The following is a 21,053-nucleotide window of genomic DNA, read 5'->3' on the forward strand; positions in this document are numbered from 1 at the left end:
ATTCCGAGCATCTGGTGCTCAGCGTGAAAAAGGACGGCACCCTGTTCCTTGACGAATACCAGGTGGGCCTGGACGAACTGGAAGAGCACCTCAAGCGGTTGGTATCCAAACAGAAAAAGCAGCTTTTTCTGCGCGCTGACAAGGAGGTGCCTTACGGCACGGTGGTTCAGGTCATGGGCGAAATCAAGGCCGCCGGCATCGACAGGCTGGGCATTGTTGCGGAACAGCCCATTGACCGGAAAAAGAAAGGCCAAGAGTAGGAGTCCATGCGAAAGGCGTTGAGTTGGTTTCTCTCCATCCTCTTTCACGCCGTGCTGGTGTACGGGTTGATGCAATCAATCGACCTGGAACCGTTTTCGTTGGAAAAACTCATGGAGGTGGACCTGGCCGAAGTGCAGGAACCCGAAATCATCACTCCCATGCCTGCCCCCCTGCCTGTGCCGCCCCCCGAACCCGTGGCCGACCAGGCCGAAACCGAGGAACTGCCCGCAGCCGCCCCCCTGCCCATGGACAAAACCGTGGTCCTCGACGATTCGCCTCCCCCGCCCGCACCTGCGCCCGAACCGGAACCGGTGCCAGAACCCGAGCCTGAACCGGACGTGGTGGAGATCAGCCCGGTCAAGACCCTGCCGCCCGAAGTGGAATTGGCAGAGGACGGCAAACCGAAAAAGATCATCGTCCGCAAAGATTTCACCGTACACAGAGGAGCGGAGGCCCGCTTCGGACGGGCCTTGATGGGCGACTATTTTTCCTACTCCTCCAAGGAGTTTTCCGGTCAGTTCAAGACCCGGGACAACCGCACCATCTCCATTATCGACGCCCGGAACACCAAGTACGGCCGGTTTTTGATTTACGACTCCAAGAACAAGACCCTGCGCCGACTCAAACAGGCCTTCGGCAAATACGTCTACACCATCGGGCCGTCCCTGTACGCGGACGAACCGGTCACCGGCTCCATCACCTTCCTGGCCAAGAACGACCGTATCGAACGGTTCATCCTGCTCACGGACGACGACCGCATCGCCCACTACCCCATCAAGGTGCACGTCAGGGAGGAGGAGGTCTCCTTCAAAGGGCCGGCCGGCAACATACAGGCCAACCTGTCCCGCCCCCCCTATGACGAGGGCCACGCCGGGGTGGTGGTCATTCACGGACCCGACTGCGTGGACCCGGGTCTTGTCCAGGGGTTCACCCGAACCCTGTCCATGCAGAACCTGGCCACGTTGACCTTCACACCCCGAGGGTGCAACGACGAGGAACAAGCCCCCGGCACCACTGACGAACTGGTTCAGGACACCCTGGCCGGACTCGAATATCTGACCAACCACCCCCACATTGATGCCGGACAAGTCGGCATCTGGGGCAATGGACCGGGCGTATCCGCTGCCATTGAGGTAGCCGTGCAGGCGCATCCGAAATACCTGATCTGCCTGCTCACCGACTCCATGGATGTCAAAGATGTCCCCGGCCGAAACGTCCTGACCGCTCTGGACATTCCGGTGCTGTGGCTGATCACCGGCAGAAACATAACCAGATGGGCCCCCCTTGTCCGCGATCTGGAAGCGCTGCGTGACAAGAACAAGCAGCCTTTCTCCATCATCAAGGCTCCTCTCAAAGCCAGCCAGGAAGTGCTCAACGCCCAAGGCGACCAATCGGGCTGGGTTGAACAGGTCACCGACGACCATGCCTCGGTGGCACTTTCCTGGATTCAGACCCTGAAATAACCTCCCGGCCACAAAGATGCAGGAGATTTCCTTTCCAGCCTTCCCATCGGCAAACGATTGCGGTAGGGTAATACTATTGTTGCAAATCTTCTGAAACCATTTCCACTGCGCCGGATATACCGTGAAAAAAGCGTCCAAAACCCGCCTGGAAACAGAACCCTTCGCCCGCAACCTGGACAATGATCCGCACCTCTTTCGACGACTGATCGATGCCACGGGAATGGCTGTCTCCATTCACGACAAAAAACTCGTGCCCCTGTACGGCAACGCAGCCTACACAAAATTATGGGGTTATCCCATCGAAGAACTTCAGCGCACTCCTATGGAAACCGTCTTGCCGAAAAAAACGCTGGAAATATACCGAAACGAGGTAGAGCCTGCCATTGCCGCCGGTCGGCACTGGCAGGGTGAATACGGTATCCGCTCCAAGAACGGGCAGCTGCACAACATAAGAAGCCGATTCGATCCGATACCGGACGGTTCGGGCGAAATCACCCACGCCATCTCCATCAATCAAAACGCCCCCGACCTCGAAAGGCCCAGAACCGACATGGAAGCAGCGCGGGAAAGCCTGAATTTCATCTCCAACTCCTCCAGCGACATCTTTTTCCGGCTGAAACTCCCAGAAGGAACCTACGACTATCTCAGTCCCTCGGTGGAACGCTTTTCGGGCTACAGCCTGGAGGAGTATGATGCAAACCCTCTGCTCATCAGAAACATCATTCATCCGGACTGGCAGGGCTATTTTCAGGAAACCTTCGAAGAACTGCTCAGGGGCGAGGTCAGGCCGGAATATGAATTCCAGTTCATCCACAAATCCGGTGAACCCCGATGGGCCAGCCAGAGGGTCGTCCTGCTCAAAGACAATGCCGGAAAAACCCTCGGTATCGAAGGCATTGCCACAGACGTCACCGCCCGCAAACACGCTGAGGAACTGCTCAGGGCCAGTGAAGAAAAATACCGCTTCCTGACCGAGAACATCACGGACATCATCTGGACCATGGACGACGACTACAAACTGACCTATGCCACGCCGTCCATTGTCGACATCCTGGAGTATTCCTTTGAGGAACTTCAAGATATTCCGCTGACAAAAATACTCACCCCCGGCTCCGCCAAAGCCATGGAGCGGGCCAAGGAGCAACGGCGCAAGGCCGAGGCCCGAGGCGAATTCGGCCTGATAAACCAGGTGGAAATGGAGTTCCTCCTCAAGAACGGCGAGACACTGTGGGTGGATACCGTGATCAAACGGTTGTTCGATGCAAAAGGCCAGCCCAACGGATACCAGGGAGTATCCCGCGACATTACCCAGCGCAGGGAAACCAGGATCGCCATGGCCAAGAGCGAAGCCAGGTTCCGCACTCTTTTCGAGGATTCACCCATCTCCCTATGGGAAGAAGACCTTTCCCGCCTCAAGACGTATTTCGACGAGCTCAAGGCAGGGGGCGTCACCGATTTCCGCCAATTCTTTTACGACAACCCGGACCGCTTGGCCTACTGCGCCACCCTGGTCACGGTGGTGGACGTGAACAAGGCCACCCTGGACCTGCTCGGCGCCTCATCCAAGGAGGACTTGCTCGGCAACCTGGAAAAAGTCCTGACCGACAGTTCCATGGCCGCCTTTACCGAAGAAATGATCCTGCTCGCTTCCGGGGGCTGCGAATACTGCGGCGAGATCACCAATCGCACCCTGCACGGCGAGACCATCTGGGTGATGGTCCACTTCTTCGTACCTGATGAATTCAAGGATACACTGTCACGCGTCATCGTTTCCCTGCTCAACGTCACACCCCGAAAACGAGCCGAGCAGGCACTCATGGATTCCGAGGAGCGCTACCGAGTGCTGGCGGAAAACTCGCAGGAAGGCGTTGTCGTCCAGCAGGACGGCAAGCCCATCTACATCAATGAAAGCATGGTGGAAATCGTCGGATACTCCCTGAATGAGCTGAAAGAAATGCATCTCCCGGAGCTGGTCCATCCCCAGGACAGGGAATCCTTCAACTACCAGCTTGCGGGCCTGACGGCCGGTGAGGAAAAAGAGGCATTCGCATCATTCAGGATCATCACCAGGCACGAACAGGTCCGATGGGTGATGCTGAACGTCAAGCCCATCATGTGGGAAGGCAGAGAGGCGAAGATGGCCATCCTGACCGACGTCACGCATCATAAGGCTCTTGAAGCGGAACTGCTGACAGCCCACGGACAGATGGAGGACCGGGTCAAGAAGCGGACAACGGAACTGTCCGAAGCCAACACCCAACTCAAGGCCGAAGCCGAAGAACGGAGCAAGGCCCAGGAACGCATTCTGTCCCTGACCCAAGAGATAATTCGCGTGCAGGAAGACGAACGCCAGCGCATTGCCCGCGACCTGCACGACAATGTGGCTCAAGACCTCTCCTCCCTCATGCTGAGAATGGAAACCCTGTTCGACGGTCACTCCCGCGTCGACCTGGAGCTTCACAAACGGGGTATTACCGTTATGCACGTTCTGCGCGGCGCCATCGCCTCTGTTCGGGACATCGCCTACGGCCTGCGGCCCCCTGCCCTGGACCAACTGGGTCTGGTGAAGGCGCTGGAGAACCTCTGCACGGAGGCAGGGAGCAGGCACTCTTTCGACGTTGACTTTTTTTCCACAGGAATTCAGGATATTGCCTTGGACTTTGACACGGAAATCAACATCTACCGCATGGTCCAGGAGGCGGTAAGGAACATTGCCCGGCACGCCAGGGCCAAGACAGCCACCATCCGCCTCGTCAAAAGTCACCCCGATATCCTCATCCGCATCGAGGACAACGGGCAAGGCTTCCTGGTACAGGAACGTTTGACCACAAGTGATTCTGAAAAACGCATGGGGCTGCGGAGCATGGAAGAACGGGCCCGCCTGATCGGCGGCTCAATGGAAATCCAATCCCTACCCGGAACCGGGACCCGGATCATATTTAAAGTTCCAATCGATAGCGCCAGGAGGCAGGGTTAACATGAACATCATGATCGTCGACGACCATCCCCTCTTCAGGGAGGGACTCAAGGCCATAATCAGCCGGGATGACAAATTTTCGGTCTGTGCCGAGGCCGGCAACGGATTGGAGGGCATCCAGCTTGCCAGGACGCACCGGCCCGACATCATGCTGGTGGACATATCCATGCCTGACAAGAGCGGCATTCAGATGATCCGCGAACTCAAGGAAGAGCTGCCCGAAACTCGATTCGTCATCATCTCCATGCATTCCGAGGCAGACTACATCGTGGAGGCCTTCCGGGCAGGAGCCACGGGATACATGATCAAGGAGTCGGCTTCGGCCCAACTCATTCTCGGCCTGAACACCGTGGCCACGGGAGAACTCTTTCTGGACAAGGGCCTGTCCCAGGAGGTGATCTTCAAGCTGCTCCAAAGCAAGAACGACTCCGCCAGCGAACAGGACGACCCCTACTCCACCCTGACTCCCCGCGAGCAGGAGGTGATGCGCATGTTGGCAGAAGGCCTGACATCCAAGGAAGTCGCACAACAATTGTACATCAGCCCCAAGACCGTGGAGAACCACCGGACAAACCTGATGAAGAAACTCGGACTGAAAAGCTCGGTGGAACTGGTCCGGTACGCGGCCAGACTCGGACTCATCGATATCGAGACCTGGGCCATCTAGAAATCACGGCAGACAACAACAAGCCCCCTGACAGCAATTGCTGTCAGGGGGCTTGGCTTTGGAAAAAGGGCTGACAGAATCCTATCCTGCCGAGATGGTAATCCTCTTGGGCTGAACCTTTTCCACCTTGGGCAGATACAGCTCCAGCACACCGTTTTCAAGGTTGGCCTTGATCCGTTCCCGGTCAACGATATCCGTTATGGAAATGGAGCGGACGTATTCGCACTCGCCGAACTGCATTTCCACGAATTTTTCGTCCGGGCTGCGATCCAGGCCGGCTTGGCCGGAGATGGTCAGTTCGCCCTCCTGAAGGTCGATGGCCAGATTCTCCCTGCTGACGCCGGGCATGTCCATGAATATATGGAATCCGTCTTCGCGCTCCAGGATGTCCGTGGCCGGACGGAAACGGGGCAGTTCCTGCCTGTCTTCTTTCTTCATGACTTCGCTCATGACACCCTCCTTCTATCCTACGTCGATGCTGATGGTGCGCGGCTTGATTTCCTCGGACTTGGGCAGGACCACTGTAAGGACGCCGTCCTTCATGGAAGCGGTCACCTTATCCCTGTCCACCGGCACAGCAATGTTTATAACCCTGTGGAAAACACCCTTCTGGCGTTCCTGTCTGAAGTATTTTCCTTCGGGCACATTGCGTTCGCCCTTCATGACCAGGGTCTTGTCCGTCAGGGTCAGTTCCACGTCGTCCATGGAGACTCCGGGGACTTCCGCGCGGACGTAAATATGCTCGTCGTCATTGCTTAAATTGAGTGGTGGGTAAGCCATACGCCTGTCGTCACCCATGGGTGACCGCAGGAATTCCTCAAACACACGGTCCAATCTGGACGGGAAATTATACAGCGTATTGAAATCGATAACCATGAACGGCACCTCCTTTTCATTGGTTCAAAATGAAAATAGGCACGTTTCATTTGGCGTCAAGTCCGTCTGTGGAAAAAAAATTCCGCACCCGAAATCGGGTGCGGAGCATCAAGACGTCAAGGGTGTTTATCCGCTATTTCGAGCCGGCCCACTCCTTTCCGGGAACAGCCTGGTCCACCAGCATGATCGGTATATCATCCTTGACGGGATAGACCAGGTCGCAGGCGGCACATTCCAGGCCGTCCTCACCAGGCTTGAACGTCAACGTCCCCTTGCACTTGGGACAGGCCAGAATATCCAAAAGTTCTTTCTTCAGTGTCATGATTTTCTCCTTGCATATTCCAGACTACATTTTGGTTCGCCAATTGGCAATATTCGCCCGACGATCAGGCAGGGCCCAGCGCATCCGCTCCGTGCCAGGGTTTCTCGCTTTACCTGAAGCCCGCGAGGCTGTACCATTCTTGTTGAAAACGCTTGAAAAAGACACACCAAACAACAAGACACATATCATGAGCATAGATCTGCACACCCACACCACCGCTTCCGACGGCACGCTCTCCCCCACCGAACTGGTCAAGCTGGCCAAGGAATCCGGCCTCGCCGCCGTGGCCATCACCGATCACGACACCTTTCAAGGCGTATCCGAGGCACTTGAGGCAGGGAGAAAATACGGCATCGAAGTCATCCCCGGCTCGGAACTCAGCCTGGAATCGCCCGAAGGCGCAGGCTGGATTCATGTGGTCGCCCTGTGGCTGCCCCAAGAGGCCCCGGAGCTGCAAAAGGCCTACGACTGGGTCCAGGAGGGACGCGCCAACCGCAACCATGAAATCGTGGACAAACTCCGCTCGCTGGGCGTGAACATCACGTATGAAAACGTGGCCGCCCGCGCCAAGGGAACCATCGGCCGTCCGCATTTCGCCCAGGAGATGATTGCACTGGGCGTGGTCTCCTCCATGGACGAGGCCTTCAAGGTCTGGCTCGGCGACAACGGCAGGGCCTATGTGCCCAAGCGCAAACTCACGCCCGAGCAGGCATTCCCACTCCTGAACGCCATTGGCGCAACCTCCATTCTGGCCCATCCCTTTGCCATGAACTTGAGCCATGGAGATACGGAAGAGGTCATCAAGGACCTCATGAAACTCGGTCTCGACGGCATGGAAGTGTACTACCCCGAACACTCGGACGCTGACACCAAGGCCTATGCGGAAATGGCCGACCGGCTCGGCCTGCTCAAGAGCGGAGGCAGCGACTTCCACGGCGCAAACAAGCCCAAGATACGCCTGGGGGTCGGCAAGGGCAGCCTGCACGTGCCCACGGAACTGCTGGATATCATGAAGAAGGACCGCCAATCCAAGGGACTGCCCGTCTAGAGCATCCTTTCCTTTGAAAAAGAGGAGGTGGTCTGATGTCTTTTCCCGGGATACTTGAAGAGTATGCCGGCATCGGGTGATGTTGCAGGCGAATATGTGCTCAAGGGCTTCCGTTCGAATCGATCTCCCGTTCCCTAATCCTCGCCGTCCATATTCCAGGGTTTCCTGATGAACATGCCGGCCTTGATGCCCGGATAGTCGCAAATGAACACACCGCGCTGGCCGGGATGCGATACGTCCAGGCCCGTGCCGTGGTCGTTTTCCAGACCGTAATCTTCTGCGGAAAGACGGGGACGGATAAGTCCCGGGATGAGCAGTTCAACGTCATCGGATGTGGTCCAGCGGGACTTGGTCTGAACCAGCCAGCGGCCTGAAGCCAGCGGGGTGAGGATGCGGGCCAGAACCGAACGTTTTTCGCCGGGATCGGGCGGTTGGGCGATGACACCCCGGTTTGCCGGGTCAAAGAACCCGGTGGTCAAGGGCCGGGTGGCGGCATTGACCAGCTCTGAAAGGTATTTTTCAGGCTGGAACTGGCCTGCAGCGGCATCCACCAGAGCGGTCTTGTACGCGTCCACCACCTGGGCAAGATAGGCGGAACTCTTGGTCCGGCCTTCGAGTTTCACGGAGGCCACTTTCATGCGCATGAACCATTCCAGGTAATGGAGCAGGCAGAGATCCTCCGCCGCAAAAAACTTGGTCCAGGAGTCCGTGTCCAGGGCCAGGGACAAGGCCGGGTCGGCCACCGGCTCAGGCACGGGGTCTTCATCATCGAGCGGGGAAAAGGTGAAATCCTCCGGGGCGTCAAAGATGAAATCGTCCGTCTCCGAACCGTATTCGCGGATTTCCCACATCTTTTCGCCCGGTCGGGTGCGCTCCTCAAAGGTGATGGAAGCCGGTCGATATTCGTACCGGCAGGGGTGGGAGCATTCGCCCAGATTGCCGGGTCGGTCGTTGAGCAGGGCGGACATATAGCATCGGCCGGATATGGCCATGCACATGGAACCGTGCACAAACACCTCAAGCTCCATATTGGGCATCTGTTTGCGCACCGTATCCAGCATCTCCGACAGCTCGCCGGAGCGCAGTTCCCGGGCCACGTTGACCCGTCTGGCCCCGTTCTCCCGCCAGAACCGGACAGCTTCGGCATTGGACGTGTTGGCCTGGGTGGAGACATGCACCGGGATTTCGGGCAATTCCCGCCTGAGCATGCGGATGATGCCGGGGTCAGCGGCAATGACCGCGTCGGGCTTCAGTTCGCCCAGGGCCTCGATGTGTTCCCGGACCTGATTCATGTGCGACTGGCGCGGGTATACGTTCAAGGTGTAGTAGACCTTGACATCCGCCTTTCTGGCCCGCTGAATGGCGATGGAAAGACTCTCCTTGTCAAACCCTCCGGCTCCGGCACGCAGATTCAGCCCCTCGCCGCCCAGATAGACAGCGTCCGCACCATACAGAATGGCGGTTTGCAACTTCTCCATGTCGCCCGCAGGGGCAAGGAGTTCCGGTCTGAAAGGACGAGCATTGGGCATGGGGCGAGACTACATGAAACAAGATCGATCCGCCAGAGGTGAATCGCGTTCTGCCGGGATGTTCCAATCTCCCGGGGAATGACGCCTTTTTCGGCATAAAAAGGCTTGTCTGGCACGACCGCCGTACGATACAGCCAAGCAATCGTGGACAACACCCTTGCCTCCAAGGCGGTTCCCGTCCCCATTGCGCTTCATGCCGACCGTCACCAGCCGCTCCATTCGGCAGATGACATCTGCGATCCATGCTTCTTTGACCTATACAGGAGTCCTTCATGACCATCCAAAGTTTGAACCCGGCTACGGGACAGGTGCTCGCCACCTTTGACGAATACGATTCCGCACAGACCCAAGACATCCTGGCCTCCACGGCAACGACCTGGAAAACATGGCAGGCAACGGCGTTCGACGAACGCGCCGCCTGTCTGCGGCGGGCCGCTGAAACGCTCCGCACACAAAACGGACATCTGGCCGAACTCATGGCCCTCGAAATGGGCAAACCCGTGCGCCAGGGCAAGGGCGAAGTCGAAAAATGCGCCGCCGTCTGCGAATATTACGCCGAGGAAGGCGCTGCCATGCTCGCCCCGCAGCCTGTGGAAGGGCCGGGACGCAAGGCCTTCATCACCTTCCAGCCGCTGGGCACGGTACTCACGGTCATGCCGTGGAATTTCCCCCTGTGGCAGGTCTTCCGCATTGCTGCGCCCTCCCTCATGGCAGGCAACACCGTGGTCCTCAAACACGCCTCCAACGTGCCCCAATGCGCCCTGGCCATCGAACAGGTGTTCAGGGAGGCAGACTTCCCGAAAAATGCCTTCCGCACCCTGCTCATCGGCGCGCGTCAGGTGGAAGCCGCGCTGGACCACCCGTCCGTATTCGCGGTCAGCCTGACCGGAAGCGAACCGGCAGGCAAGAAAGTAGCCTCTGCCGCCGGAGCCCGGCTCAAGAAATCCGTCATGGAGCTGGGAGGCAGCGACCCCCTGCTGGTGCTCCCCGATGCGGACCTCGACGAGGCCGTCAGGGTCGCCACCCTGTCCAGATGCGGCAACACCGGCCAGACCTGCATCGCGGCAAAACGCTTCATCGTTTTCAACGAGATATACGACGACTTCCTTTCCCGCCTGGAAACCAGCATGGCCGCCCTCAAGGTCGGTGATCCGCTCAGTGAGGACACGGACATGGGGCCCATGTCCTCGGCCGCCCTCCGCTCGGAATTGCAGGAACAGGTCGACCGCTGCGTGCAGGCTGGCGGCACCGTCCGTATGGGCGGAACCCTGCCCGAAGGCCCCGGATTCTACTATCCGCCGACCATCATCACCGACATCCCCAAAGATGCCGCGGTCTGCCAAGAGGAGCTGTTCGGCCCCGTGGCCATGATTTTCCGGGTATCCTCGGTCAACGAGGCCGTGGATCTGGCCAACGACACGCCGTTCGGCCTGGGGGGCTCGGTCTGGTCGCAGGACGAGGAAGCAGCCTTTGCCATCGCCACACGCATCACCGCCGGCTGCGTCTTCATCAACGGCCTGGTCCGCAGCGACGTCCGTCTGCCCTTCGGCGGCGTGGGCAACTCCGGCTATGGTCGCGAACTCGGCACTTACGGCATCCGCGAATTCGTCAACGTCAAACCGATCTGCATAGGCTAGTGAAGAATGCCTCCGGCGGCCAGAGGGGGAAACTCTTGAAAGAGTTTCCCCCTCCGGACTCCCCCTTCAGAACTTTTTGGTGCCGCTTCGCGGTTGGTGTGCGAGCTGGTTGGTCAAACACCCGCCCCGAACGCAGCGGGCGATGGGATGCTTGAGGCGCTCCCCCTATTCCTTCCCTCCGTACAGGGCGTAATATCCGCTGGGCACGACCACCAACGTGAACAGCGTCGATGCCACCAACCCGAAGATGAGCGCCCAGGCCAGGCCCGAGAAGATCGGATCCAGGGTGATGGGCCAGGCTCCCAGGGCAGTGGTCAGGGCGGTCAGCACGATGGGGCGCATACGCACGGCCCCGGACTGGACAATGGCTTCCTTGAGCGGCTTGCCCGCCTGGACTTCGGACTGGATGAATTCGATGAGCACCAGCGAATTGCGGATGACGATGCCGCCCAGCGCGATCATGCCGATCATGGACGTGGCCGTAAAAAAGACCGGATCGCCAAAACCGCCCACAGTGCCGCCCGCAACAAGATTGAGCAGCCAAAATCCGGGCAGGATGCCGAGCATGGTCAAGGGGATGGCGGACATGATCAAAAGCGGCATGACAAACGAGCCGGTCTGCCCCACCAGCAGGATGAAGATGCCTATCAGGGCGGCGGCAAAGGCCAGGCCGAGATCACGGAACACATCCAGGGTGATCTTCCATTCTCCCTCGCCAGCCCATTCGGCCTCGACGCCGGGCGGCAAGGGGTCAGCCTTCAGCCTGGCCTTGAGGTCGAGCACGGCCTCGCCCGGCGGCACCCCGGCGGTGTCGGCGAAAACATAGGCCACGCGCTTCAGGTTCTTGTGGTAGATGGGCTGTGCTGACGGAACCTCGCGAAAACTGCCCAGTTCGGCCAGGGGGACCATGCTCCCTGACGCGGTCTTCATGCGCAGCTCGCCCAGGGCGTCCGGGCCGGTACGCAGGGAAACAGGCAGGACCATGCGCACGGGCAGGGCCTGGCGTTCATGGGCCATGTGCACCGAAGCAGGCGAGGTGCCGGTCAGGGCCAGGCGCAGGGTTTCCACCACATCGGCCGTGCTGACTCCATGCAAGGCTGCCTTTTCCTTATCTAAAACAAAATCGATCATTGTCCGATACGTTTCCGATGAATCGTCCAGATCAACCAGGCCGGGCAGGGTCTCCATGAGCGATTCCACATGCTTGGCACCGAGTATGAGCGCCCCGTAATCCAGACCGGGCCGACCGTATATCTCGGCGGTCAGGGTGGCTATGACCGGCGGGCCGGGGGGAGCCTCCACGAGCTTGAGTATCGCGCCATGGTTTCGGGCAATGGCCTGCAAATCGCTGCGTAACCTGAGCCCGATACTGTGGGACTGCATGTCCCGGTCGGCCTTGTCGGCCAGATTGACGCGAATGTCGGCAAAATTGGGTTGTTCGCGCCAATAATAGTGACGGACCATGCCGTTGAAATCCATGGGCGAGGGCGACCCGGCATAGGTGACGAAGTTGGTCACCTCGGGCACCGAGCGGAGGTACGCCTCAAAATCACGCACGGCCCTGTCGGTCCGTTCCAACGTGGTGCCTTCAGGCATGTCCACCAGGAGCTGAAGCTCATTCTTGTTGTCAAAGGGCAGCATCTTGAGCGGCACCAGGCGCAGGAGCACCAATCCCGCGCACAGGCCGAGACCCGCAAGTATGGCAAACAACAGCAAACGGCGATGACGCGCCTTTTCCAAAAAAGGCGTAATGACCTTTGCATAGGCAGCCTGGAGGCGGGAACTGACTTTCTTTTCGGGTTTTTTCTGCTGTCCAGCCCGGTCAGGGGCACGATTTCGAAGCAGCAGATAGGCCATCCACGGCACCACGGTCAGGGCGGCCACGGTGGAGAAGGTCACGGTCAGGGGCACGTTGGCGGCCATGGGAGCCATGTAGGGTCCCATCATTCCGGTAATGAAGAAGAGCGGCGTAAAGGAAACGATGATGGCCAGTGTGGACATGATCACCGGCGGCAGGACCTCCTTCACGGCATGGAGGGTGGCCTCAAGGGGGGTGCGCAACCCCATGCGGATATGCCGCTGGATGTTGTCCACATTGGTGATCGGGTCATCCACCACCAACCCCAGCGACAGGATCAGGGCGAACAGGGTCACCCGGTTAATGGTGTAGCCGAAGAGATAGTTGACAAAGAGCGCCAGGGAAAAACTCATGGGCACGGCCAGGGCCACTACCAGGGCTTCGCGCCAGCCCAGGGTAAAGGCGAGCAGGGCGATCACGGTGATGACGGCAAAAAACAGGGAAGAGAGCAGTTCATTGACCTTGGCGTGGGCGGTTTCCCCGTAGTTGCGGGTCACGGTGGCGGTCACCCCCTGCGGCAGGACCTTGCGCTCCAGTTCCCGCAGTTTGGCAATGACCGCATCGGCCACGGCCACGGCATTGACCCCTTTCTTCTTGGCCAGGCCGATGGTCACGGCCGGACGCGACACGGTCTCGGCCTGCTGCTTGATGTCCATCATATAGACATCGGAAAAGCCGATGCGCGAATAGCTTGCCGGTTCCTGCGGGCCGTCGATGATCTCGGCCACGTCGCGCAGGTAGACCGGTTTGTTGCCGAACACGCCCACCACCAGGGAGGCGGCATCGTCCGCCTTGAGCAGGAAGGACTGGCTGACCACCTGGGTCTCCACGTCGCGCACCACGAAACGGCCTGCGGACAGGGAGCTGTCAGCCCCCTTGAGCGCACGGAATATTTCCTGCGGCGACACGTTGAAGCCGGCCATGCGATCGGGCTGCACCTCCACGCGCACCTCGCGCGACCGCCCTGAATGCAGGGAAATGCGCGAGACATCCTCCACCTCGGCCAGCCGGTGGAAGAGTTCCTCGGCCATGCGCCGCAGATCATAGTCGGAATAGCGGTCCTCATATCCGTGTTCCGCATGCAGGGTCAGGGCCACGATGGGAACGTCGTCGATCTCCACGGGCTTGACCACCCAGCCGGATACGATGGTCGGAGCAAGATCCTGGTTCTTGAGGATGGTGTTGTGCAGTTTGATGAGCGAATCCTCGCGGTCCTCGCCCACAAAAAACCGGACCGTGACCGCAGTCCGGTCCTTGCTGGACATGGAGTAAACATACTCCACCCCGTCAATCTGCCAGAGCAGCCGCTCCAGAGGCGTGGTCACAAGCTTTTCCACCTCCTCTGCGGAAGCGCCCGGCACCTGGACCAGGACATCGGCCATGGGAACCACTATCTGCGGCTCTTCCTCGCGCGGGGTGACCATGATGGCGGCGATTCCCATCAACAGCGCGGCCATGGCCAGGATGATCGACATCTGCGAAGTCAGGAAATATCGGACAATGGCCGGCAGAAAACCGGTGACCTTCGTGGAATCCGCACCCATCACCGGCCTCCGTCAGCAGCCGGACCGATGCCCACGACCTCGCCGCCGGACAGGCCGGACAGGATCTCCACCCGGTGGTCCACGAGTTGGCCCGTGCGCACGTACATCGGCTGCCAGCCCTGCTCGGTCTTGACCATGACCGTCTCCAGTTGCCCCACGCGGACGACCGCCCCCTCGGGAACGAGCACCGTCTGTTCCTCGCCCAACGGAACCATGAGCCGTCCGAACATGCCGGGATACAGTCCGGGGCGCTCGGGCAGACGGACCTTGACCAGGAAGGAACGGGTCAGGGGATCGGCCAGAGGCTCGATCTCCTCCACCACGCCGGACAGGGGCTCGTCACCGGACAGGGCGTCCACCCTGACGGCCAGGGCCTGGCCCAGCCTGATCTGGGCTATGAGCGATTCGCGCACCATGGCCTCCAGGTGCAGGGAACCGCCCGTATGCAGCGTCAGCAGCTCCTTGCCGGGAAAGGCCAGATCACCTGGCTCGGCCAGCCGTCTGGCGACCTCTCCGGAATCCTGGGCCGTGACAGTGGTATACCCCAAATCAATCTCGGCTTCCTGAACCAGTTTGCCTGCTTCGCGGGCCCGTGCCTGGGCAGCGGTCACGCCCTGCTCGGCCTGATTCAACCCCGCCTTGGCCTGAAGGTAGTCTGATTCGGCCTTTTCCACTTCCTCGGCCGTGACCACCTTCTGCTCGAAAAGCTGGCTCATGCGCCTATAGGTTGATTCGGCCTTGTCATGGGCGGCCTTGGCCGAGGCCAGGGCGTCTTTGGCCTGCCCCGTCATGCTGGTTGCAGAAGCCTGGGCCTGGCGGGAACGTTCAAGACGGGTTCGGGAGGCCCGGTCATCCAGCACCACAAGCTGGTCGCCCTTGGCAACCTTGTCGCCGGGCCGCACCAGAACCTCAAGCACCCTGCCGGTCACCTGAGCCTCCACCCGGACGTCGGTCTTGGCCTGGACCGTGCCCACGGCATCGTACAGCCGGGGCAATGTGGTCAGCTCGGCTGTGGCCGTGCTTTCCGGTTCAGCCAATATCCCCTTCTGTCCGGTGGGGGCCGGGTCCGAACCGCAGCCCGCCTGCAAGGCAACAACCACGACAATCGACAACATGTTCATGATTATCTTTCTCATGCGCCTCTCTTAACACAAAAGGCTTTGCGTCCGCCACGGTCAACTCACGCGAGCCAAGGTTTTCACGGCCAGGACCTGTGCATTGAGACCGCGGGGCAAATTGCCCTGGCCCGAAAATAAGGCTATTGAAGATATTCCGACAACCAAATCACTCCGCGAGGGACTCCATGGACCATTTTTCCGTCACCCTGAATCAGGTACTGCCCATCCTGCTGCTGATCATCCTCGGCAACCAGCTCAGGAAACGGCAGTGGATCAAGGAATCCACGGTGGAGGACCTCAAATGGCTGGCCGTGAACATCGCCCTGCCTTCGGTCCTGTTCACTTCGTTCCTCAATCTGGAACTCAAAATATCCTACCTGGCGGTCATGGGGGTCATCTTCGGATTATGCGTGGTCATGTACGGGCTGGGCTGGGGAGTGCAGCGTCTTTTCAAGATCAACCACCCCTATTTCCCGCTGCTGGTCACCGGGTTCGAGTTCGGCATGCTCGGCGTATCCCTGTTCGGCACGTCCTACGGCATGGAGGCTATTGGCTATATCGCGGTCATCGGCCTGGGGCACGAATTCTTCATCTGGTTCCCGTTCTTGTCCATCCTGTTGATAAAGAGGGACAATGTCCGGGACGTGACCAAACTGGCCACGGCCTTTCTCAAGGCGCCGCCCATCATCGCCATCATGCTCGGCGTGGCCCTGAACCTGCTGGGCGCCCGCGAACCGCTCTACGCCTGGCCCGTGATGGGCGGGGCCATGGCCACCCTGAAATTTACCGGCCAAATGACCATCCCCCTGATCCTGATCATCGTGGGGTACGGATTCAGGCTGGAGGCCCACGGATTGCGCGATGTCCTGGCCACGGTGGCCTTCCGCATGGTCTGCCTCATCCCCCTGGCCCTGATGCTCAACGCCTGGTTCCTGCGCGACATGCTCCACCTGCACCCCGCTTTCCAGGCCGGGCTGTTCACCATGCTCATCCTGCCGCCGCCGTTCATCGTCCCGTTGTTCATGCGGCCCGAGGACCGGGAGGAACGGCGGTACGTAAACAACGTGCTGACCGTGAACACCGTGGTCTCACTGGCGGTCTTCGTGGTGTACCTGACCTTCAATCCCACGCTGTAGCCATTCGGATGTAAGGATTTTTCCAGCCGGGAAGGGGCTGACGCAAGGCGCAAAAAAAGGCCAGTCCCCATGCGCATTCCGCAGCCGGAGATGGCTTTCCGCGGCACTGGCTCATGGCCCAAGGCCGCAAAAAAAGTGCGCTGCCCGATTTCCCGGAGATCCCTGGCTGTTTTCCCCTCAGCCGTGGGTATCATGCGCACACTAATGTTTTGCTAAGAGCGACTCGTTTCGCTGATATATGGTTTTATGTGGCTTAACGGGTCTCACCCTCCGTTGAGGTTATCCTGCAATATGTCATGGGCCAATCCCTTGCGGGCTTTTTCCTTATGGTCACTTTTGGACATACATAAGATAAGCATCCAAAGGCGAATGTCCATACCCGGCAAAACGAAAACCAAGGATGAGGAGGGTTATTTGACCCGTTTGATGACGGCCCCGGCCTCTCTGTCGGGCACCAGTTCGAAGATACGGTCTGCTGACCCGGCGAACAGGTCCAGGGGGTGGTGGCTGATGATCAGGAGCTGCAAGTTCAGCCGCACGGCGATTTCCTGAATCAGCTTCATGAATTTGGGGATCAGTCCGGGCTTGAGCCAGCAGTCCTGCTCGTCCAGGACCAGGAAGGGGCGGTGATTCGCTTCCGGCAGCTGGGACAGGGCAATGAGCCGCAACCCCACGGACAAGATGTTGCAGACAGAACCGCCCTGGCCGGTCATGATGTCCTCTATCTCATCCTCGCGGCCCTGGTTGCGGATCAGGAAATGGATGTGCAGCCGATTGGACTTGACCTCGCGCTCGGACACGACCACCCGGTCCTGACCGAGGATTTCTCGGATGGCGTGGGTTAGGTTGGCCTCCACCTCGTCCAGGATCTTGCCGAACAGGGCCGTGGACAACTCTTCCAGGGTATCCCGCGCCTTGGGAGCAAGGACCAGAAAGTCCCGTACTGAGGCAAGGGACCGGCGCACCCGCCCGTGTTCGGAGTGCAGCCGTTCTGCCAGGGCGGACAGGCGGTGTATGCGGCCCTGGGCCTGCCTGCGCGCCTCGCGAAGGTCAATCAACTCCTGACGCAGGGGCACGCTAGTCTCCCTCCACCGCGTTCTCAACCTCGGCGAGATCGGTTTGAATCTGTTGGATATGCTTGCGGTACTTGGCAACAACCTCTTCATTTTGTTGCCTCTTATCCTCCAACAACTGTTGCAGAGCCTTGATATCGCTGGTCCCGTACTCGGCCTCGGCCTGGGTTTTCAAGGCCTGCAACTGGTGGGAGAGCTGGGCCACGGCCTCCTCGGTGCGGACCTTGCGGTCACGCAGTCGCTCATACTGCTCCCGCAGCTCATTAAGCTCCCGTTCCACCTGGGAATCCCTGTTTGTCCCTGTTTGGTTGGGGTTGTTATTCACCATGTATGACCTCCTCATAGAGTTCCCAGATGAGTTTGCCTTCCGGGGTCTTGTTGCTCAAATTTTCTTCCAGAAATTGCTTCAGGCCGGTCCCCTCATGGGTCCGCTGCCACGCAAGCCGCTCCAACCCCTTGATGAAATTGGATTCTCCTTCGATCTCCTGCTCCTCCGGCGGCAGCTCCTGATCCGGGAAGACCTGATCAAAGGGGAGAAAGGGCACGACCCACCGCTCCAGCTCGGAGCATCCGGGCGTCCAGATGGCGGCGGCTGGCTCGCGCTCCATGGACCGCCGGGAAAAGGTCAGCCGGGTGATGTTGCCGGGGTTGGCCCAGACGGTCTGTCCCTTGACCACGGTCGGCTGGGGGCGGTGGATATGCCCGTTCACCAGCCAGTCGATGCCGGGCAGTTCCTTGATGGAATAGGCCCGCTCGATGAACTCGGGAAACTGGATATTATGATGGGTGAGCCAGATGACCGTTTCCGGATCACCCTCCTCGCGGTCATACCCCTTGGGCAAAGGGGTGCCGTCCGGGCTGGCGCAGACCATGACCGGTCCTTGCCCGGTCTCAAGCACGAACTGAGGGCCGCCTTCCTTCATGAGCCGGACCACGCCCGCCGTCTCCAAGACCGCAAGGGACACGTCATCGGTAAACCGGGACTGGTACTTGTCATGGTTGCCGACCAGTATCCAGACCGCCCCATCGCCGGTGCGCGCAGCGAAAAGCCGGATCAAATCCACAAGCATCTTGTTGGAGTTGTCGCGGGGCCAGTGAAAGAGGTCCCCCAGGATGACCGGAACCATGCCGAGCGCCTCTGCACGGTCCAGGCAGGCCGCAAGCTTGCTCATGATCTGCTCGAGATAACCAACAAGGCGCTGGCCCGGCGGATGGTCCGCCAGATGCGGGTCCGCGACCATGAACAGTCCTTTGCCCCGTATCCTGTCAAGCATCATGTCGGCACCCGTGATCAAGGAAGGTTGCGGTTGTCAGATCGCCGCCGCAGGTGGGGCAGCAGCCGAACTCCTTGATGCGCCTATCCATGGCATCCACAATTTCCCGCAAGTCTTTCTCCAATCCATCCAGCATCTGCTGTCGCTCACCCAACCCGGCTTCGAGAGCAGCCAGTTCGGCAACGGTTGCGCCCAATGCGCCGACCGGTTCCGGCAACGGTGGTTCCGCAACATTCCGCAAAAGCTCGTCCCATCGGGCCAGACGGGTGTGGCGGTAGTACATGGCTATGAATTCATCCAAAAAATCAGCGAGTTCCTTTGATTCTTCCCTGGCGGGAACATCAACCAGACCATCCAGGACGGTCTTCTGATCCGCAGCCTTCCGCAAAACCCGTCCCTTGGCAGAGACGGATTCAACAAGCCGGAGCAGGGAACCGGTGTCCTCGGTCTCGGGCAGACCTGCCAGGGGAGCCAGAACGGCCCTGGTTTTCCGGGCCGCTGCAAGCTGCCGTTCCGCAAAGGACATGGAGTGAATTGCACCATTCAACGAACTGACTTGATTGAGTTTCGGCGGCGCGCCGGTCTTTGCAAGAACCCTTGCGGCAGCCGAAGCTCTCTGCACGCTTACGGTCAAATTTCCACGCTCGGCCAATACTGATTCAAGAGCCGGAACCGCACTTTCAAGGGTGATGGCCGCCTGTTCCAGCTCCTGGACCGTTTCCATCTGCAACTCGATGTCCGGCAGGGGCGAGAGTTCGTCGACTTCAGCGAAAATCCGCTGAACCCGAATCTCCAGATCGCGCTCCTCCCGCTTGGCGTCCTGGGTCCGGCGCTTGAGCAGGTTCTGCATGGCCAGCAGATGGGCGCTTTCCGTGGACGCAGCGAAAAAGGCGGCCATGGCCGAATCGGACTTGTTGAGCAAAAAAATAGGTTCACGCTGATTGCCGATATGGATGTCCACGGGATCCTTGCCGTTCTCCAGTTCCACCAGATCGAGCCTGAGGGCCTTGGATATATCTTCGGGCACCCTGCCCTGGAGCTTGTGGTACTCCTCCGGTTCCTCGGCACCCGGCGTCCACAGCTCATACATGGCCCACCGCTTGGTACGGACCCAGGCCACTCTGGTGCCGTCGTCCAGCACGACCTCCACCCGCGCCTCCTTGGCACCGTGACGGATGTACAAGGCGGGGTTGGGATTGCGGGCAGGGTTGGTGGCCACGCAGCGCAACGCCTCCACCACAGCGGATTTCCCGGTGTTGTTGCTGCCTGTCAGGATGGTCACGCCCGGCCCGAGTTCCATCTCGGTGTGTTCGTGAGCCATAAAATTATCGATTATGATTTTTTCAATCATTATTTATGGATATCTTGGCTTATCTTTGAGTTTCCGAAACCATTCGTCCACGCCGGACGTTTGCATTTTCTCGTTGTTCCCACGCCAGATTCCGGCCAGCCTCTCCGGCATGCCATGCTGGTCGCAGGGGAACTCCTGGCACTGAAAGCAATACGTCACCCCGTGCTCTTTGACGCAAGGGGCGACCTTGCAGGCCTGGAACAGACATCCCTGCTCCCGACATCCGGCGCACGACCCCGAGGCCAAAAAGTCGAGCAGTTCGGCAAAGACGGGATACTTCTTGAAAACCGGGTTCATCCCCTCGAATCGCCGGGCGTACCCGCTGAAGTTCGGTCCCAGTTCACGCCGCAATTCCGAACCCAAGTGCCGGACCGGACCGTCCGAAAAGGCGACACATTTGCCGCACATGAGCCCACATGGCGCCAGCCGTGACCGGATGAAAGCATCCTCTGCAGGAAGGTAGCCGTGTTCCCGGAGAATGGAAAGGGCGGATTCAGCGGCGTGAACGGCCATGCTGCGACATTCCCGCTTGAGATCATTGGCTTTATAGCGCTCCTTGCCCTCCACCGTGGTGAAGTCGCATCCGATCAGCTCAAAACAGTTGCTGGAACCGTATTGCTCGCTGAACCGCGCCAGGAATTCCTGGACCATGGCATAGCAGGATTCGTGATCCCCGCCCGGTTCGGCCCGGCCCGCATACAACCCGATGCCCATGACGGCACCACTTACCACGCCGCACTGGCCGCAGGTACGCGAGACACCGCTGCAAAATCCGGTGGCCGCACGAGTAAGGTCGTCCGACTCCCTGCCTCCTGCTTCGGCGATCACCTTGACCACGGATTCTGCGCACAGCAACCCGCCATCGCCAAACAACTCGTGTATCCTGTTGTTCACATACTCGCTCGCCATACCCTTTTTC

At 59.4% G+C, this 21,053-nt stretch carries 18 protein-coding genes; 7 read left to right on the top strand and 11 right to left on the bottom strand.

Annotation, left to right across the window (positions count from 1 at the left end; translation table 11 throughout):
- The 4 genes from DWB63_RS11560 to DWB63_RS11575 all read left to right on the top strand — a co-directional run.
- Nucleotides 1-260 (top strand): biopolymer transporter ExbD (locus tag DWB63_RS11560; protein WP_164879866.1); only part of this gene is annotated, 260 nt, incomplete at its 5' end.
- Nucleotides 261-266: 6 nt separating this feature from the next.
- Nucleotides 267-1,724 carry a hypothetical protein gene (locus tag DWB63_RS11565; RefSeq protein ID WP_128328999.1) on the top strand — a complete coding sequence of 486 codons (1,458 nt, stop codon included), beginning with the start codon at nt 267-269 and terminating at the stop codon, nt 1,722-1,724.
- Nucleotides 1,725-1,845: 121 nt separating this feature from the next.
- Nucleotides 1,846-4,701: a PAS domain S-box protein gene (locus DWB63_RS11570; protein WP_241648819.1), complete on the top strand. Its 2,856-nt coding sequence runs from the start codon at nt 1,846-1,848 to the stop codon at nt 4,699-4,701.
- Between the two features lies 1 nt (nt 4,702).
- Nucleotides 4,703-5,368 carry a response regulator transcription factor gene (locus DWB63_RS11575; protein ID WP_128329000.1) on the top strand — a complete coding sequence of 222 codons (666 nt, stop codon included), beginning with the start codon at nt 4,703-4,705 and terminating at the stop codon, nt 5,366-5,368.
- Nucleotides 5,369-5,449: 81 nt separating this feature from the next.
- On the opposite strand, the gene DWB63_RS11580 is transcribed toward DWB63_RS11575, so the two are convergent.
- From DWB63_RS11580 to DWB63_RS11590, 3 genes are all read right to left on the bottom strand, one after another.
- Entirely contained in the window at nt 5,450-5,818 is a 369-nt protein-coding gene (locus DWB63_RS11580; RefSeq protein WP_128329001.1) for an Hsp20/alpha crystallin family protein, read from the bottom strand.
- 12 nt (nt 5,819-5,830) lie between these two features.
- On the bottom strand, nt 5,831-6,244 hold the full coding sequence (locus tag DWB63_RS11585; RefSeq protein ID WP_128329002.1) for an Hsp20/alpha crystallin family protein: 414 nt from the start codon (nt 6,242-6,244) through the stop codon (nt 5,831-5,833).
- 133 nt (nt 6,245-6,377) lie between these two features.
- Nucleotides 6,378-6,566 (bottom strand): Trm112 family protein, encoded by a 189-nt coding sequence (locus tag DWB63_RS11590; RefSeq protein ID WP_128329003.1) that lies wholly within the window; start codon nt 6,564-6,566, stop codon nt 6,378-6,380.
- 187 nt (nt 6,567-6,753) lie between these two features.
- Here DWB63_RS11590 and DWB63_RS11595 point away from each other — a divergent pair, with 187 nt between their 5' ends.
- Nucleotides 6,754-7,614: a PHP domain-containing protein gene (locus DWB63_RS11595; protein WP_128329004.1), complete on the top strand. Its 861-nt coding sequence runs from the start codon at nt 6,754-6,756 to the stop codon at nt 7,612-7,614.
- A 134-nt stretch (nt 7,615-7,748) separates the two neighbouring features.
- On the opposite strand, the gene DWB63_RS11600 is transcribed toward DWB63_RS11595, so the two are convergent.
- The gene (locus DWB63_RS11600) at nt 7,749-9,143 is read right to left on the bottom strand and encodes a peptidase U32 family protein (RefSeq protein ID WP_128329005.1); all 1,395 of its coding nucleotides are present in this window, start codon (nt 9,141-9,143) and stop codon (nt 7,749-7,751) included.
- A gap of 272 nt (nt 9,144-9,415) precedes the next feature.
- On the opposite strand from DWB63_RS11600, the gene DWB63_RS11605 reads away from it, so the two are divergent.
- Entirely contained in the window at nt 9,416-10,780 is a 1,365-nt protein-coding gene (locus tag DWB63_RS11605; protein ID WP_128329006.1) for an NAD-dependent succinate-semialdehyde dehydrogenase, read from the top strand.
- Between the two features lie 165 nt (nt 10,781-10,945).
- Here DWB63_RS11605 and DWB63_RS11610 read toward each other — a convergent pair whose 3' ends face one another.
- Complete coding sequence (locus DWB63_RS11610; protein WP_128329007.1) at nt 10,946-14,182, bottom strand: efflux RND transporter permease subunit; 3,237 nt, start codon at nt 14,180-14,182, stop codon at nt 10,946-10,948.
- On the bottom strand, nt 14,182-15,318 hold the full coding sequence (locus DWB63_RS11615) for an efflux RND transporter periplasmic adaptor subunit (RefSeq protein ID WP_128329008.1): 1,137 nt from the start codon (nt 15,316-15,318) through the stop codon (nt 14,182-14,184). The genes DWB63_RS11610 and DWB63_RS11615 overlap by 1 nt, the downstream gene beginning before the upstream one ends.
- Nucleotides 15,319-15,485: 167 nt before the next feature.
- Here DWB63_RS11615 and DWB63_RS11620 point away from each other — a divergent pair, with 167 nt between their 5' ends.
- Nucleotides 15,486-16,436 (top strand): hypothetical protein, encoded by a 951-nt coding sequence (locus DWB63_RS11620; RefSeq protein ID WP_128329009.1) that lies wholly within the window; start codon nt 15,486-15,488, stop codon nt 16,434-16,436.
- A 410-nt stretch (nt 16,437-16,846) separates the two neighbouring features.
- Here DWB63_RS11620 and DWB63_RS11625 read toward each other — a convergent pair whose 3' ends face one another.
- Genes DWB63_RS11625 through DWB63_RS11645 form a run of 5 tightly spaced genes read right to left on the bottom strand, consistent with a single transcriptional unit; the run spans nt 16,847 to nt 21,043 of the window.
- Complete coding sequence (locus tag DWB63_RS11625) at nt 16,847-17,506, bottom strand: hypothetical protein (RefSeq protein ID WP_128329089.1); 660 nt, start codon at nt 17,504-17,506, stop codon at nt 16,847-16,849.
- 7 nt (nt 17,507-17,513) lie between these two features.
- On the bottom strand, nt 17,514-17,837 hold the full coding sequence (locus tag DWB63_RS11630) for a hypothetical protein (RefSeq protein WP_128329010.1): 324 nt from the start codon (nt 17,835-17,837) through the stop codon (nt 17,514-17,516).
- Nucleotides 17,827-18,786, bottom strand: coding sequence for a metallophosphoesterase (locus DWB63_RS11635; RefSeq protein ID WP_206613159.1), 960 nt, complete (start codon nt 18,784-18,786; stop codon nt 17,827-17,829). The genes DWB63_RS11630 and DWB63_RS11635 overlap by 11 nt, the downstream gene beginning before the upstream one ends.
- Nucleotides 18,776-20,134: an AAA family ATPase gene (locus DWB63_RS11640; RefSeq protein WP_128329011.1), complete on the bottom strand. Its 1,359-nt coding sequence runs from the start codon at nt 20,132-20,134 to the stop codon at nt 18,776-18,778. The genes DWB63_RS11635 and DWB63_RS11640 overlap by 11 nt, the downstream gene beginning before the upstream one ends.
- Nucleotides 20,135-20,137: 3 nt before the next feature.
- Entirely contained in the window at nt 20,138-21,043 is a 906-nt protein-coding gene (locus tag DWB63_RS11645) for a C-GCAxxG-C-C family (seleno)protein (protein WP_128329012.1), read from the bottom strand.
- Nucleotides 21,044-21,053 lie beyond the last annotated feature (10 nt).

It is taken from the genome of Pseudodesulfovibrio sp. S3, assembly GCF_004025585.1.
Lineage (GTDB): Bacteria > Desulfobacterota > Desulfovibrionia > Desulfovibrionales > Desulfovibrionaceae > Pseudodesulfovibrio.